This is a genomic window from Novipirellula artificiosorum, assembly GCF_007860135.1.
Lineage (GTDB): Bacteria > Planctomycetota > Planctomycetia > Pirellulales > Pirellulaceae > Novipirellula_A > Novipirellula_A artificiosorum.
The window spans coordinates 780377-798515 of the sequence record NZ_SJPV01000002.1 but is presented as its reverse complement, the minus strand read 5'-3'; the positions used below and the strand labels follow the sequence as shown (position 1 = coordinate 798515).

Annotated in this window: 1 protein-coding gene (only partly in view); it reads left to right on the top strand. The window is 56.4% G+C overall.

Features of this window, described 5'->3' with window-relative positions:
• Nucleotides 1–199: 199 nt before the first annotated feature.
• A protein-coding gene (locus Poly41_RS08720) for a VCBS domain-containing protein (RefSeq protein ID WP_197231165.1) crosses the window boundary here: on the top strand, nucleotides 200–18139 show its 5' portion. It continues 16917 nt past the right edge of the window; the window shows 17940 of its 34857 coding nt (coding positions 1–17940); it begins with the start codon at nucleotides 200–202; its stop codon lies off the right edge, out of view.

The following is an 18139-nucleotide window of genomic DNA, read 5'->3' as shown; positions in this document are numbered from 1 at the left end:
TACCGCAGATCGCCTGAAGGCTACGACTCCAGCGCAATCCCTACAAACCTCGTGACCCGACTTCTTTCGTCAATGCTCTGAGTCATCGGTCGATCTTGGCGACTATATGCGGTGGATTGTTCTGCGCGGACTCTGCGCACTCGGGGCGATCCAACGATTAGGAAAAGACGAACGCCTCACGGATGATAGGCACGGAAACATGAGTCGCGAATTCGACTTCTACCCACTCGAAGACCGAATCCTGCTTAGCGGGGAGGGTCTTGACGGACTTGACGGTTCTACGGATATCGATGCGGATCTCGCAGCGTCGCTGATGGCCGATTTCGCCGATGCGGATGGCGAAGTACTCGATACGAACGTCTTTGAAACTGGACCCGACGCTACCGCTGCGCACCCATCCGATGCCAGTTTGAGTCATGACTTCGTCGACGCTCCGCCCCACGATCCGGCACAACCGTTAGAAGTGGTCTTCATTGACGGAAAGGTTGACGATGCCGACACGCTGCTCGACGGACTGCGAGCGGATTCAGATGCTCACACGCAGTGGGCTGTGTTTCATCTCGATGGTGATTCCAACGGAATTGACCAGATCACGCGTGCGCTCGAATCACTCAACGGCATTGATGCGATTCATATTATCAGCCACGGTGACGGTGAAGGGATCACACTTGGCAATGCACGGCTCGATGTCGAAGAAGCCCCCGGCTACGCCGGCGAAATCGCCTCGTGGGGGCATGCACTCGACGCCGACGGCGACATTCTGATCTACGGTTGTGATCTGGCGTCGACCGAGGCGGGCCAGGACCTGATCGACATGATTGCGCTGGTCACCAACGCCGATGTGGCCGCCAGTGATGATGCGACAGGGCATGAAGATCTCGGCGGTGACTGGATTTTGGAGTATTCCGTTGGCGACGTCGATACGGATGTCGCCTTCGGCTACATAGCGCAAGCTTCGTGGCGAGGGACACTCGATATCACCACAGGACTTGAGGGTCACTATACGTTTGATTCCGGTTCGGGTGCGACCGACAGTAGCGGGAATTCGAATGACGGTTCGCTCCAGGGCGACGCATCGATCGATACCACGTCAGGGACCAACCAAATCGGTGACGGAAAACTGACACTCGATGGCACGGGTGACTACGTCGACCTAACGACCTCCATCGCCAGTTATGCGCCCCAGACGGAAGGAACGATATCGGCGTGGGTCAACACTTCCGACACAGGTTTTAATACGATCTTGGACATCAATGATGGAACTGCGTCGAATTTCGCTTCCTTGTGGATCGACAATGGAAAGCTAATTTGGAGCGTCAACGTCGCCAACGCGTCCGTCGTTCGAGCAACGTCAACCGCGTCGATCAACGATGGAAACTGGCACCACGTTGCAGTCGCCACCAACGGATCGGGCAATTCCATCTACATTGACGGGGTCGAACTGACCGGTGGGGCGGTTTCGTACTCGAGTACGACTGACACCACTGCGTATTTTGACGACGTCAGCAGTGCAACGTCGATCACGATCGGTGCTTACAATTCTGGTGGCGTAGGCGGTGAATTCACGGGATTGATCGATGACGTCCGTTTCTATGATCGTGCGCTGACAGCAACCGATGTGGCTGAGTTGACTTCGCCGCCGTCCGGCACGGCGATCTGGAGAGACTCGGGTGACTCAACTCCGAACTTCAACGAATGGAACGGAACTGGTTTTCTGGGTGCGGGCGACTCGGCAAACATCGGGCAGTTGAGGATGATTGAGGCAGCCGAGGCACCAACGCGTGACGAAATCATTGTTGTTGGTGTCGATACATCCGGATTTATTAAGGGAGAAATTTGGGACGGTTCGACTTGGGCCGCGCTCCCTTTCTCACTTGACTTTAGCGCCAGTACCACCGACCAAAGCTTCGACGTGGTCTACGAGAGTTCGAGCGGTGATGCGATGCTCGTCTGGAACAATGGCGATGGTGGGACTGCAAGTGTCTCCTACCGCATCTGGGACGGGACATCGTGGTCCGCTGAGCAGACGGTTACCGCGCCCGACGCAGGGGTCGCTCAAAACATACGACTGGAGGCAAACCCAACGAGCAATGAAATCGTATTGGTCGTCAGCGATGACGCCACCGATGAGTGGGCCGCTGTGTGGGACGGATCGAGTTGGGGGAACACCGTGGTTCTCGATACGGCCACGGTAGGCGACGGGGATGAGATCGCTGTTGCCTTCGAGAGCCAGAGTGGCCATGCAATGGTCGTCTATGATGGGACCAACAACTTCAACGACCTAAATTTTCAAATCTGGAATGGTAGCACTTGGAGTGGCGCTCAAACGCTCGCGCTGCCCAATAATTTCTCGGAAACCGACGTCAACTTCACGACGATCGCTTCGGATGCCACAAGTGATCGGATCGCCATCGGGGTCGTTGCGGGCGGATCACAGAATCAAATCGCGTTCGCCGTGTGGGATGGTAACGCCTGGGGCGACACACTGCTGGCCAGCACCGCTGCCTGGACAGGAAACTCGCAAGACGTCGCCGTTGGATTCGAGAGCCAATCGGGTGATTTGATGGCTGTCTATTCCGAGGCTGCGACCACGCCTCGCTACCAGACTTGGACCAGTGGCGGCGGCTGGTCGGGCGAACTGAGCATGCCCAATATTGGTGCCTATGCGAATTCCATGATGTTGGCATCGGATCCTCTGTCAGACTCGCTGATGTTTTCGGCGTTGGACAGTGACAGCGACCTGCACTACATCGCCTGGGATGGATCCGCCTGGGGTACTGACAACGAAGTCTCAACCAACACCGGCGAAACAACCGTGGTTCGCCCCTTTACGTTCGTGTACGACGCCGTCGCTGCGCCGGTCGACCCGGTGCCCAGCGATCTGGTGACCACTGTGACCGATCTTGGTGGAGTGTCCTTCAACGATGACGGCGGTGACGACATCTATCTGCTGGCCGACGATGGCGGTGCGATTCTTGGTGGTCGAACAGAATTCACGGCGGAGGTCCAGTTTGCGACCACCAACTTTTCCAACGTGGCGATTCTCTCTTACGCGACATCGGGGAACGCCAATAGTTTTCTCCTCTACGGTGTCGGCACCGATCTGCAGATCTACCTCAATGGTGGATTGGTGACATCAAGCGGCTTTGACTATTCAACGCTAGCCGACGGGCAGCGTCAGTCGCTGTCGTTTACATGGGACAACACCGCTGGAAACTGGCAAATTTTTCACGATGGCGTCTTGATCGACAGCGGTACCGGATTGGCCACCGGAACGACTCTCGGTTCGGGTGGCGCGCTTCTGTTTGGGCAGGAACAAGATTCAGTGGAAGGTGGATTCTCACCCGCTCAAGAGTTTGGTGGAACCCTGTATAACGCGAGGGTCTTCGCGGATGTGCGAACGGCAACGGAAGTGCAAGCGTCCTACCGGTCCGCATTGCCTCACGATGAGACCGGGATGCTTGCCCAGTGGAACTTTGACAATCTGTCGTCCGACGGAGTCATTACCGAGTCGGTCAGCGGAAATAACTTGACGGTCAAACACACCGCGATCAGCGGATTCACGTCAAGCGAAGCCACGCTGACATTTTCTTTGGACGAGAACAGCATCGCAGAAACCGTCGTCGGAAGCGTTTTGGGAATCGATGCCGAACGCGAAGCCCAGATCGCAGCGTTGCTGGCTGCCGACTCCGATCTGCGGTACAGCGCCGAAACAGGCAAATTCTACAAGGTCGTCGCAGGGGCCATTGATTGGAGCGTGGCCAAAACGAGTGCTGAATCGACGGGATTGAACGGCATCAATGGCCAGCTTGCCGCAATTCGCTCTGCGGCAGAGAACGAATTCGTCACGAATTTGGCAAACACGGAGACCGGAGGCGGCAGTGTCTGGCTTGGTGGTACCGACGCAACCACCGAAGGCGAGTGGCGGTGGATTGAGGGCGGTGCGGAAGCCGACAAGTTCTGGGATGGAGCGATCGATGGATATCGCACCGGCGAGTACGCAAACTGGGTTTCGGGTAGCCAACCCAATGACGTCGGCGCAGCCGAGGACGCCATCCGACTCGATTCCACATCCGGGCAATGGTACGACGCCGGCACAACGGGATCTCCGCATAACTACATCATCGAGTGGGACGCCGACGCGGTGCTCGATGCGACGCAAGCGTTGACCTACGCGATTCAAACGCAAACGGTGGCCGGTGCGTTTTCCATCGATACCGACACGGGTCAGATCACAGTCGCCGATGGCTCACTGCTCGACTACGAAACAAATGCCTCTCATAGCCTTATGGTGCGAGTGATCGACGTTGACGGCAACTGGTACGAAGAAGCCTTCACGGTTTCGCTGAATGATTTGGCCGAGTCAGATAACGCCCCCACCAATCTTTCCAGTGGGATCGAGTTAAACGCCGACGGCGGCAACGATGCGTACCTGGTGGCCGATAATGGCGGTGCCATCCTTGACGGCTTGACAAGCGTGACGATTGAAACGTCCTTCGCAGTCAGTACACCTGGCACCGACCTCACGCCGTTGCTGTCCTACGCCGACGGAAGCAATGACGAAGAGTTGGCGTTGCTGCTGAAAAGTGACGGTCGCATCTGGTTTGCAGCCAGCTCAACCGGATCGCCCATTCAAAGCACCACGGGTTCCTATGCAGAGCTATTTGATGGCGAGCTACATCATGTTGCCGTTGGCTGGGACGCCACGAACGGCACAGTCACCTTTTATGTCGATGGCGATCTGGTCGAGTCGTTTACAGGTTACCAAACCGGCCAATCACTGACCGGAACGGGTGAACTCGTATTTGGTCAAGATCAAGACACTGTGTTGGGAGGCTTCAATACCATCGACGTGTTCTCCGGAACGCTGTACGACGTCCGCATTTGGAACGAAGTCAGATCGGCTGACGAGATCGCACTGAACCATCAGCAGAAGTTTGATGCTGGGAGTTTGCCCAGCGGGCTGGTCGCGAACTGGCAAATGGACGGCTTTAACGGATCCAGCGAAGTGGTCGATGTCGTCGGCGGCAACAACCTGAGCATCGGTCATGCGAGCGGTGGCGGTTTCGCTGCCAGCACGCCCATCGGCGATTTGAACATCAACGAAAACAGTGCCGATGGAACTAGCGTCGGGTACGTGGTGCCAACCGATCCTGATGTTCACAACGACATCGTCAGCGATGGACGATTCCTCAACGCAGCCAACCCAACAGCCTGGCTACTCTATACCGATGGTCAAACGATTGGCGATTGGGATGTCACTGACGAGCTGGTTCTGGTTGATACCTATTGGGATGGCACGCCGATGGGTGGTTGGTCCGTCGAGCTAGCGGGCACGATTCCTGGGCTGCTCTCGCAAGACCTGACTACTGAGGTGGGTAAGTCTTATCAGGTTGTGTTCGTCGAGTCGGGCGACTGGGGTTCCGATCCATCCTTGGCGTATCGAGTCTCGGCAGGCGGACAATCTGAAGACTTCGTTGCTGAAAAGAACACAAGCTGGTCGTACACCAACATGCTGTGGAATCATCGCAGCATGATTTTCACAGCTGACAGCACGAGCACGACGCTGGCGTTCGAGTCATTGGAATCAGGTGATGCAGCGGCGGTCGTTGGCGACATCCGGGTCATTGAAATCCCCGACGCCGTCTCAACCATTCTCAACAACGATGCAACGCTCTCCTACGACGCAGCGACCGGCAAGTTTTATCGCTATGTCGACGCGGATACCGATTGGACTTCCGCGCTGACGATTGCCACGGGATCCTCACTTAATGGCGTCAATGGCCAGTTGGTGACAATCCGTTCTGATTACGAGCAGCAGCTGGTGTATCAGTTTGCCACCGACGCGAATGACTACCTTTGGCTGGGTGCTTCCGATGCGATTGTTGAGGGAGAATACCGCTGGTATGACGGCACTGAGGCTGGCGATCTATTCTGGTTGGGTGATTCTTCGGGAAACGCTCAAAATGGCGCCTACTCCAACTGGTCCGGCACGGAACCCAACAACATCGCAACGCACGACTACGCGTTCTTATGGAATGTTGACGGAACCTGGGGCGATACGGATGGAATCCCCGGTACTCCGGACGTCGTCATTGAATGGGATGCGTCTGAAGTACTCAGCAATTTCACTTTCACCATCACGAACGATGCGAACGGTCGATTTACAATCGATACGAACACGGGTGAAGTGACCGTTGCCGATGGGTCTCAATTGGATTTCGAGATCGATACGTCGCACAATATCACGATTGAAGTCACGGATGCTGCGGGCAATTCGTACAGTGAAGTGATGGCAATCGCGGTCAACGATGTCGCTGGTCTGTTTGCGGTCGATGATAGAGCCAGTTTGACTTTTGACGGCGTGGATGACTACGTTGACGTTGGAAGTGGAACGCAATTGGAGATCACTGGGACATCGATGACGATGGAGGCGTGGGTCAATCCCGCTGCTTACAATGCAACGTCCGGTTCAATTGTTCTGAATCGAGAGGGCGAATATGAGATTGGGATCAGCGACACCGGTACGCTACGTTGGGCGATCACCAACACAAACCCAGGCTGGACATGGCATAACACCGGATACGTTATCCCACTGAATCAGTGGTCCCACTTGGCCGTTTCCAACGACAACGGCGTGATCACTACCTACGTCAACGGTGTAGTGGTCGAGGTTTACAACGGGTCAGGCAACATCGGCGACTCGCACGCGGACAAAGACACTTTCCGTATTGGCAGTCGGGAAAATTCGCCGACCGGACAGTATTTCAACGGGCAAATTGACGATGTCCGAATTTGGGATACCGCGCGTACCCAAACAGAGATCCAGACCAACCTCAATCAGGTACTATCGCCCCAAACCGGACTTCTTGGCAACTGGCAATTCAACGAAGGATCGGGATCAACGACCATCGATTCCGCCGGCACCAACAACGGCACGTTCGTCGACGGCGGATCAGGCACCGCCGGACCGCAATGGACTCTCTTCAGCACCGATCCCAACACACAGATCAACATTGCCGCGGCCAGCGGCATTCTCAGCAATGACCTCAACGCACTAACGGTCACCCAAGTCAATGGCAGCGGTGCAAACGTGGATTCCCAGTTCACCTTGGCTTCCGGCGCGAAACTGACTGTCGGATCACTTGGCGACTTGGTTTACGATCCCAACGGGGCCTTCGACCACCTTGTTGTCGGACAATCCGCAACGGAGACTTTCACCTATACGGTGGATGACGGCAACGGAGAGATCGATACGGCGGTAGGGACCATCACAATCTTTGGCGTCAACAGTGCGCCCATTGCGGTGAACGACCCAAGTCAATACGCCAGTAACACGCTCGGTCTCTCTCCGATTGGATATTGGCGATTGGGCGAGTCGACGGGCACGACCGCGACGGACGAAACGGGGGCTAATGATGGCACCTATGTCAATACGACGCTGGGAGCGACCGGTGTTGTTGATGACAACGATACCGCAGCCGAATTCAACGGAACAAGCAGTCAAGTCAATCTGGGGGATTTCAATGTGTCCGGCACGGGGCTCACGATGTCCGCGTGGTTCAACGCTGATGATTTCGATACCACCGATGCTCGAATTCTCTCCAAATCGATCACCAATGCGGAAGCCGATCACGATTGGATGCTGGCGGCGGTCAATGTCGCCGGTGAAGAACGTTTGCGATTGCGTGTGAACGCAGGTGGAACCACCGACACATTGATAGCTAGTTCTGGGGAATTGACCACGGGTTCCTGGCACCATGCGGCGGCGACCTACGACGCGGCAACCGGCGAGATGAAGATCTACTTGAATGGTCTACTCGTCGGATCGGCAACCCACTCTGTCGGTGGCGCGGTTGCCACATCGACCAGGGCAGTGTCGATCGGAGCCAACGCCGATGGATATGGGCGATTTGACGGACGCATTGACGAAGTGGCCGTCTTTGACAAGGCGCTGACACCGCTACAGATTCAAGACCTGTCCGATCCTAGTAGCGAAGAGTATTTGACCAATGAGAATGCGGTTCTGAACGTTGCCGCGATCGAGGGCGTCGTCGCCAACGATCAAGACGCCAACGGCGACACACTGACGGTCACTGAAGTCAACGGGTCTGGCGTCAATGTCGGTAGTCAGTTTTCGCTGGCATCAGGAGCATTGCTGACGCTGAATTCGGATGGCAGCTTTCTGTATGATCCCAACGGTCAATTCGACTATCTCGATGTGGCACAATCAGCCACTGACACATTCACCTACACGATCAGTGATGGAAACGGCCAGTCCGATACCGCCACCGCGGAAGTGACCATCGACGGTCTCAACACGGCACCGATCGGCGTCGACGATACACGCAGTGTTGACGAAGATGGTTCCGTTGTCGTCGATGTCCTCGGTAACGATACCGACCCTGAGAATGACACGCTGACCGTACTCGGCTTTGAGCGAGTCATTGCCAGCTACGACGCTGGTGACTCCGGTTCCGCTCCCGACCCTACATCGGTGGCTGGAGGCCAGTGGACGTTTGAAGATACCGAAGATGGCGATCCAAATACGGGAAATTTGACGGCAGGCAGCGTCTCACCAGACGGAGCAACGGGACAAAACGGCTGGAATATTTCAGACACCAGCGAATCGGCAGTCTATACCTCGTACAGGCAAGAATTGACACCGGCGGACGCCGCCCTGGCGGATGCGAACGGTTGGTCCGTGAGTGCGGAACTACGGATGGTTGATGACTTTAGCGACACGCGGACAACGTTCTTACGGTACGGAAACGGCACGACACGAATGTTGGCCTATTTCGACTTGGACGCCAGTGGCGATCTGGTCGTCGAACTGATTGACGATCTTGGCAATCAGTATATTACGGTCACCTCGGGTGGAACAGGAACCGACGAATACCACCAATTCGAAATTGTCTATGACTCGGTGACATCCAAGGCGGCGTTTTTGGTCGATGGCGTGCGGCGGGATGACGGCAACTGGCAAGGAGAAACCAGCACAAAAACAGGATTGGCCTGGGGAATTGGCTCGGCTTCCGGGCAGGGTAGCATGAACGTCCATGCCGTCGAAATGAAAGTCTTTGACCAGTCGATCACCACCGCGAACGGCGGTACGGTCACGAACAATGGCGACGGCACAGTTACCTACTCGGGCGGCACCAACTTCAACGGTGCCGATAGCTTCGACTACACGATTCGCGACACCGACGGGCACCTGGACGCGGGAACCGTGAATATGACGGTCAACGCCGTCAACGATGCGCCGGAAATCCAAACTGGCTTTGGTGAATTCATTGGTGATTTCGGCGGCTCGTCATCTCGCACGGACATTGGCAAGGTCAACTATGGTTCGGATAACTGGATCGCGATCGATCCAAGCCAGACCTATGACGTTTCGGTGACCGCATCTTCGGGCGACGGCGTTGGTGGAAACTATGATCCCGCCGAAAAACAATACCTCGGATTCTATAGCTACGACATTGACGGTGACCAAATCATGTCGCAGCACACCGGAAAGTACGCGGCGGCGGTCGACACAACACTAGCGGTCGACTTGGTCACCGGCGCGACTCAAATCGTGCTCAGCGATACAACCGGTTGGTACGAAGGAGCAACGGCGAACGATCGTTCGATAGCATGGTATGGCTACACCAATAGTCTGGGCGAGACCTATGCCGACTACACGTACACGCGCAATCTCGAATTCGATCTGTGGGATCAAGATGCGATCGTTGGAAACGTGATCACATTGCGATCCGCATGGGCGGGGCCAACCCTACTAGCCGGGGAAGCAGTTCGGAACATGTCGCCCAGCGGCGGCACCTATCAATATCCACTGGTTTCCAATGCGGGGATTCCCACAACGGAAACCGACTATACGGTCACACTTGGGGGCGGATACGATTCCGGTGCACTCAGTCAGACCCTGTTCCGTCACGGCACCGCCTACATCGCGCCGCTGATATTGGCAAATTACACAGGAACCGGCAACCAACTGAACGTCAGCGATTTCACGATCCAAACAAATCAGGGAACGACGGTCTTTACCGAAGACGGCGGGCCGATCGCGATCTCGGACAGCGATTTTGTGATCACGGACCCTGATGATTCCTTCGTTGAATCCCTGACCGTCACGCTGACCGATGGCCGGGTCGGTGACATCCTGAACGTCAACGAATCAGCAATCAACGCGTTGGGCATTTCCGTGTCCCGCATCCCGGCGGGAAACCTCAGTTCCGATGGCAGCATCACGCTGACGCTAACCAGCGACACGGCGAGTTCGGTCACCTTCCAGGACTATAAGGACGCGATTGCCGAAATCACCTTCGACAACAACAGCGACGATCCCGACACGTCCGACCGTACGCTGACTTTGGTGGCGAATGACGGTGATGATGATTCGGCAGCCGAAACGCTGGTCATCAAGGTGCATGAAGTAGACGACGCACCCGCAGTCAGTGTGACGGGGGACTCTCCCACCTGGAACGAGAACGGCGGAGCGGTTGGACTGTTCAGCAGCGCGTCGATCGATCCCGTCGAGGCGGGCGAGCTGATCTCGTCACTCGTTTTCACGGTTGATGGACTGGCCAACGGTGACGATGAACGATTGGTTATCGATGGTCAAGAAGTCAAGCTGACGGATCCGTTCTCGGCCACAACAATCGCAAATGGATATCAGGTCAATGTCTCGACTGCCGCGACAACGGCGACCGTGACGATTACGAAGTCAGGCGGTATCTCGTCCACCGACGCGAATGCCTTGGTCGACACGATCGCCTACGACAATGCCAGCGACGAGCCCGGCGGCGCGGTTCGTGTCGTCACTCTGCAAACGGCGTCTGACTCGGATCTGGATGGAGTGAACGACACCACGACTAACGCGACAGCTTCGCTTGTAACAATCAACGCAATCAACGATCCGGCGGTCGTGGTGACCGGGTCGGATTTGGATGATCCAGGCAACGAAGTCATCAACGTCGAAAGCGGCGATGACACGATCACCTTATCCGGATTGCCAGTTAATACTGACGCCGGCACCGAAGTCACTGTCGAATTTTGGATGAACTGGGATGGCACCGATAGTGTGATGCCTTTCGGATTCGGGTCCTATGACCTATGGATCAATGGTGGACATTTTGGATTCAACACGGCGTCAGGCGACTTGTACGGTATCAGTAGCGCAGGCCTAAGCTCGGGGTGGCACCACGTCGCCGCCGTCTTTCACAACGGCAGCGTTACGGGCAGCCGTTTGATCATCGATGGCGTCGAGCAAGTCATGACGCAACGTTTGGGATCGCCAAATGATGCAGCTGCTTTTGCGACATCGAATGCGAGAATCTCGGGGTGGCCGCTCAATACGAGCTATCGCTTCGATGGAATGATGGATGAGGTGCGAATCTGGAATGATGCCCTGACTGCCGACGAAGTCAAAGCCTCGATGCATGAATCGCTTTCTGGTTCTCGCAGCAACTTGGTGGCAAGCTATTCGTTCACTGGCGCGGCGACGGGATCAGACGGTGTCACCGACGACAGTGGCAACGGACATCACGGAACGATGGGCGGCATGTCGGCAGCGAACGTGACCACATCCCACGGATTTGCTTCCTATGGTGATACGCTTGCCTACACCGAGAATGATCCTGCAACCACGTTGCACTCAAATATTTCGCTGGTGGACTTGGACGACACGGATCTGGAGGGTGCAACGATCCAGATTTCAAGCGGATTCCAATCCGGCGCTGATGTATTGGGATTCACCAACCAGAATGGCATCACCGGCGTGTTTAGTGGTGACACGCTGACGCTATCGGGAACCGCAACGGTCGCCGAGTACGAAGCAGCGCTGCGCAGTGTTACCTTCGAAAACACTTCGGACGCCCCGTCAACCACAGATCGAACCATCAGTTGGACCATCGACGATGGCGATGACACCAGCGTGGTACAAACCAGTACCGTCGAAGTCACCGCTGTCAACGACGCGCCCACACTTGGCAATTCGGTCGTGAATCTGTTTGGCACCGACGAAGACACACCATCGGCCACATTGCCGATCACCACCTTGCTTTCCACCAGCGGCTACGCCGACGCTGATACCGGTTCCCAAAGCGGGCTGGCGATCACGGGGGTGACTGGCAACGGGAATTGGCAATATTCCACTGACGGTTCAATGTGGGTGAATATTTCCGGCCTCTCCGAGGCCAACGCCTTGCACCTGGAATCTGCCAGCAATCTACGATACCTGCCTGATGGTAATTCCGGCGAAACGGCAACCTTCACGTTCCGTGGTTGGGACCGCACCAGCGGACCATCGCCGTCGACCAACGCGGTGCTATCTTACGGTGATGCTTCATCCAATGGTGGAACAACGGCATATTCCAGCCAAACAACGACCGGCAATATCGTCGTGTCAGAGGTGAACGATGCCCCGGTCATCGACTTGGACTCCAACGATAGTTCTGGCGCTAGCGACAACCACTACGTCACAACCTTCACCGAAGGTGGCGGACCGGTGTTGGTGTCTGATTTTGTCGATGCCACGGTCTACGACGCTGATCTTGAAGATCTGGCTTCGCTAACGATCACGATTGTGAACCAACTGGATGGAACGGCCGAGTTGTTGGCCGCTGATACGACCGGCACCTCCATCACGGCCAGCTACGACAGCGGAACCGGTGTGCTGAGTTTGACTGGAGCCGATAGCGCTGCCAATTACGAGAAAGTACTCAGAACGGTAACTTACGAAAACACTTCCGATTCGCCCGATACGACCGCTCGGGCGCTTACGTTTGTCACCAACGACGGCACGACCGATAGCGAGCACGTGAGTTGGGGGCCAGGTGGCCCGTCTGGACTGGTCGGCTATTGGAACTTTGACGAAGCCACTGGCGATACACTGCATGATCTATCGGGTAACGGTAACGACGGAACGCTGAATAACATGGATCCAGGTACCGATTGGGTGACAGGGGAATCCGGTCATGCTCTCGATTTCGGGGACACGGGCGGCTATGTCGAGATCCCCTACAGCGACGACTTCAAACCAGACGGTGATTTCACGATCACGTTGTGGAATAAACCCGGCAGTGTCACTGCTGGCACACGTCGAATCGCGGAATATGGCGACGGGACCTGGCAAACCGATGGTTGGATGCTCAACCAGTACGGAGACGATTTGTTTTGGTACCATCAGTCTGCCGGCCCTACCTCCGTCGCAAACAACGTGTTTACCGTCGGCGAATGGGCTCACATCGCGGTCACCCGGAGCGGCAATACATTCACGCTCTATGTCGACGGCGTGCAAATGGACCAAGACGTCAAGGCCGGCACGATCACGGGCAATCATTCGTTATACCTTTCGTCGGACACTGCAGCTCAGGAACACGACGGAGTGTTGGATGATTTCCGAATCTACGACCGAGCGCTCAATGCAACGGAAATCCAAGCGGTAAGAAATGACAGTGCTCCGACAGCAGAAATCAACATCGTCGCCGAGAATGACGCACCGCTACTCGACGATGGGGCGGGACTCTACACTCTCAATTCCATCACGGAAGACCAGACGAGCAACTCGGGTCAAACGGTTGCCTCGATCATCGCCTCGGGTGCGGGCTTTGACATCAGTGATCCAGATGGACCATCCGTAGCCGAGGGAATCGCGATTCGTGCGATCAGTGCCAGCAGCGGGACTTGGCAGTTCTCGACCAATGGCGGATCGACTTGGAGCAACATGGGTACCGTATCGGCGGTCTCGGCGCTGGTGCTTCGCGATTCTGATCTGATTCGCTATGAGCCAGATGGTATCGGTGGCGAGCAGGGTAATCTGACCTTCGTTGCTTGGGATCAAAGCGACAACTCAACCGCAGGTACCAAGGTGAATGCTGCTTCGACGGGCGGAACCACAGCGTTCAGCGACGAAGCAGCCGTCGCTAGGATCACCGTCACCGACCTTAACGACGCCCCCAGCGGAAGTGACACAACGGTTTCAACACTGCGAGATAGCGATTACGTCTTCAACCAAAGCGATTTCGGTTTCAGCGATGTCGATGGCGATAGTTTTCAATCGGTTGTGATCAACACGTTGGCGACCAGCGGAACGCTTTACGTTGATGCGGATAATGATGGCGTCATTGACGCAGGAGAAGCCGTATCGATAAGCCAAGTGGTGACAGTCACCGATATCGCGGCAGGCCGGTTTAAGTTCCAGCCAATCGCGGGTGAAAGCAGCACTGCCTACGCCACGTTCGACTTCCAAGTGCGCGACGACGGCGGTTCGCCGGGAGTCGACACCGATCCGACCGCGAATACTATCACGATCGATGTGACGGATGCGTACCGAATCGAAGGAAACATCTTTGAGGATGTCAACGGAGACTCAAGTCTTGCCGATGCCGTCGGTGCTGCTGGCACGACGGTGTATCTGTACCAAGACGCCGACGATGACAACGTTATTTCAGCAGGCGACACGTTGTTCGCAACCACATCCACAGATGTGGGCGGTTTCTACTCGTTTACGAGTTTGCTGGATGATACCTACTTTGTCGTCGTCGACTCTCGCACGATCACGTCGAGTGCAGGACTCAACAGCGGCTTTTCTCAGACCGATGTTTGGGCCGAGCAAACCTACGGGGTCGCCGGGGCCGCCAGTGGCCTAGGCTTCCAGCCTGGGGCCGGTTCCCTCTTCGGCGGACGTACCGCCGACGTATCCGATGACGCATCTTCCCTGCTCACCGCCGAACATGTCACCCGAGTCACCGTGGCTGGCAGCGACGCCTCGAACATCGACAGCGGTTTCAGCTTCAACGTCGTCACGGGTGTTCGCGATGGCGACGACGTCGGTGGAGAAAACCGCAGCGTCCAAGGTTCGCTTCGTCAGTTCGTTGACAACGCCAACACAATCAGCGGTGCCAACGCGATGCGGTTCGTTCCTGGCGTGGCGACGAATTCGACCAGCGGCAGCGGTGATTGGTGGACCATTTCATTGGCCACCCCGCTTACCATGCTGACCGATGCCCAAACCACCATTGATGGAACCGCTTTTGATTCTTCCGATGGCACAACCGTGCTGGACAGCAATGTTGGAAACGTCAATGTGTCCACCACGGTCGGTGTTGATGGCCTGACGCTAGACGCGGTTCAGCGCCAAGAACTGCAAGTCGACTTTGGCGGAGCCGTCTACGGAATCGACATCGACGCGGACGGTGCGATCGTCAGTGACCTCGCGTTGACGGGGCAATCCGGAAGTGGTGCCACGATTCGCGTTAGCGAGAATGTTTTCACCGGCGGTGACGCCACGATCCAGCGAACGGTCATCGGCGCCAATGCGGACGGGTCCGACCCCGGAGCGACCAGTGGATTCCGAGGAATGGCAATCGATGGTGCTGCCAGTATTAGCAATAACTACATCGGTTTCGTCGACGGTTCCGGACTTCGTTTCAACGGCGATGCCAACGGAAACAGCAGCGCGATCCTGTTCGAAAACAACGAAGTGGCGTTTGTCGGGGGAACACACTCGGCGGGCGATGCAATCACCGTGGACACGGCCAATGCGACGGTTCGTGGCAACTACGTTCACGATGTCGCGATTCTCTCCACCGTGGTGCCCTACAACGGCAAAGGCATCGAACTGTGGTACGCGGCCAGCAATAACCTGATCGAAAACAACACGATCGTTAATGCGGTCACCGCCGGCATCGGACTTGGTGCGGACACCAGCGGCAACACAATCTCCAAAAACATCATCTCCGGCACCACCGGATCTGGTGGCGACGGCGGAGCCGGCATCCTGTTAACGAACGCAGGCGGAAATCCGACAAATAACACCTTCACGCAAAACTCAATCTACGCCAACGCGGGCATCGGCATCGACATCGACGCGGACACCACGTTTACAACCGCCTTTGGCGACGGACAAAATACGAATGACGGAGCGTTGACGCCGACCAGTGCCAACCAATTGATCGACCATCCGATCATCGAAATCGCCAATCTGGTCGGCAGCGATTTGACGCTTTCGGGCTACGTCGGTTCGGCGGCGAATGATTCGGACTTCGCCGGCGCCCGCATCGAGTTCTTTGAAAGCGATGGCGGCGGCGAAGGCGAGCGATACCTCGGCTTCCTAACGACCGACGCCAGCGGGAATTTCTCGGGCACGCTCACCGTTACCGGCATTGTTCACACGGACAAAATTGTCGCCACGGCAACGATGACGGGCATCGGCACATCGGAATTCGGTAACGAATACGATGTGAATGTCACGCCGTCGGACATCGCACCGAACTCGTTCGCAGTCGACGAGCATACCGATACGTCGGGCGGTCACAACTTGGGTTCGCTATCGACGACGGATGCCGACGCGGGCGACACGTTCACGTACACGGTGGTGGGTGGAGCCGATCAAGCGGTGTTTTCGATCAGCGGCGATTCGCTGATCTTGACCGATGGAGTGCTTGATCGTGAATCGCAGAGCTCGTATGTCGTCCGCGTTCGCACGACCGATGCGGACGGTTTGTTCTATGAGGAAGATCTAACCGTCAACGTCAATGACCTCAACGACGCGCCGATCATCACCGGTGGTCCCGATACATTGGGCCTGACCGAAACGGACTCCGGACAGATCGGAAGTGGTACGTTCACCGTCAGCGATCAAGACGTCACCGACAACGTCACTGCCTCGGTGGATTCGGTCGCGGTCAGTGGCACCGGATCGGGCAGCCTTCCCGCAGGACTAGACAACGCGACTCTGCAAGGCTTTTTAACGGTTTCTCCAGTGGCGATATTGGACGGCACCGAGACCAGCGACACGTTGACTTGGGATTTCAATAGCGGCGCGGAAGCGTTTGATTTCTTGGCTGATGGCGAGACGTTGATTCTGACTTACACCCTCAGTGCCACTGACGATGCCGGCACGCCGCTGTCGGATACCGAAACGGTGACCATCACGATTACCGGGACGAATGACACGCCCGATATCAGCGTCGGTGGCGGCGATAGCGCTGCCAAATCACTAACCGAGACGAACACAACGCTGACCAGCAGCGGCACACTGACGGTGAGTGATTCGGACTTGACCGACTTGGTGACTTCCGACGTTACGGGCGTTGTCGCTAGCGGAACGACGACGGGACTTGGATCGAACAACGCGGCACTACTGGCCATGCTGTCCTCGACCACCAATGTCCTGGACGCCAGCGAATTGACCGACACGCTGACGTGGAACTTCAACTCGGGCAGCGAGTCGTTTGACTACTTGGCCGATGGCGAATCCTTGACGCTGACCTACACGATCACCATCACCGACAGCCAAGGAGCCACCGACACTCAAGAGGTCACCATCACGATCACCGGGGCCAACGACCTGCCCGTGATCACCATCGAATCCGGTGATAGCGCCGCCGAGGCGTTAACCGAAGCCGACACCACGCTCAGCACCACGGGAACGCTTACCGTCACCGACCTCAACCTCTCCGACACCGTGACATCGACCGTCAGCAGCGTCGTGTCCAGCGGAACAACTACCGGGCTGGCGTCCGACAACGCGGCACTGCTCGCGATGTTGACATCAACAGCGACGGTCCTCGACGGGTCTGAAACCGTCGACCAATTGACCTGGGATTTCAATTCCGCCAGTGAAGCGTTTGATTATCTAGCCGCTGGTGAATCCTTGACGCTGACTTACACCATCACCGTCACGGACAGCCAGGGAGCGACCGACACCCAAAATGTCGTGATCACCATCAACGGCACCAACGACACACCTGACGTGACAATTGGTGGTGGCAGTGCCGCGGAATCGATCACCGAAACCGACAGCACGCTCACGAGCAGCGGCACCCTGACCGTGGGCGATCTCGACTTGTCTGACTCCGTCACGTCGACCGTTAGCAGCGTCGTCGCCGGTGGGACCACCACGGGACTAGCGTCCGACAATACGGCATTGCTTTCGATGTTAACCTCCACCGCCAACGTGCTCGACGGCAGCGAAATCACCGACACGCTGATTTGGAACTTCAACTCCTCTAGTGAGTCATTCGATTACTTGGCCGTCGGTGAATCGCTGACGCTGACCTACACGATCACCGTCACCGATAGTCAAGGGGCGACCGACACCCAAAATATCGTGATCACCATCAATGGCACCAAC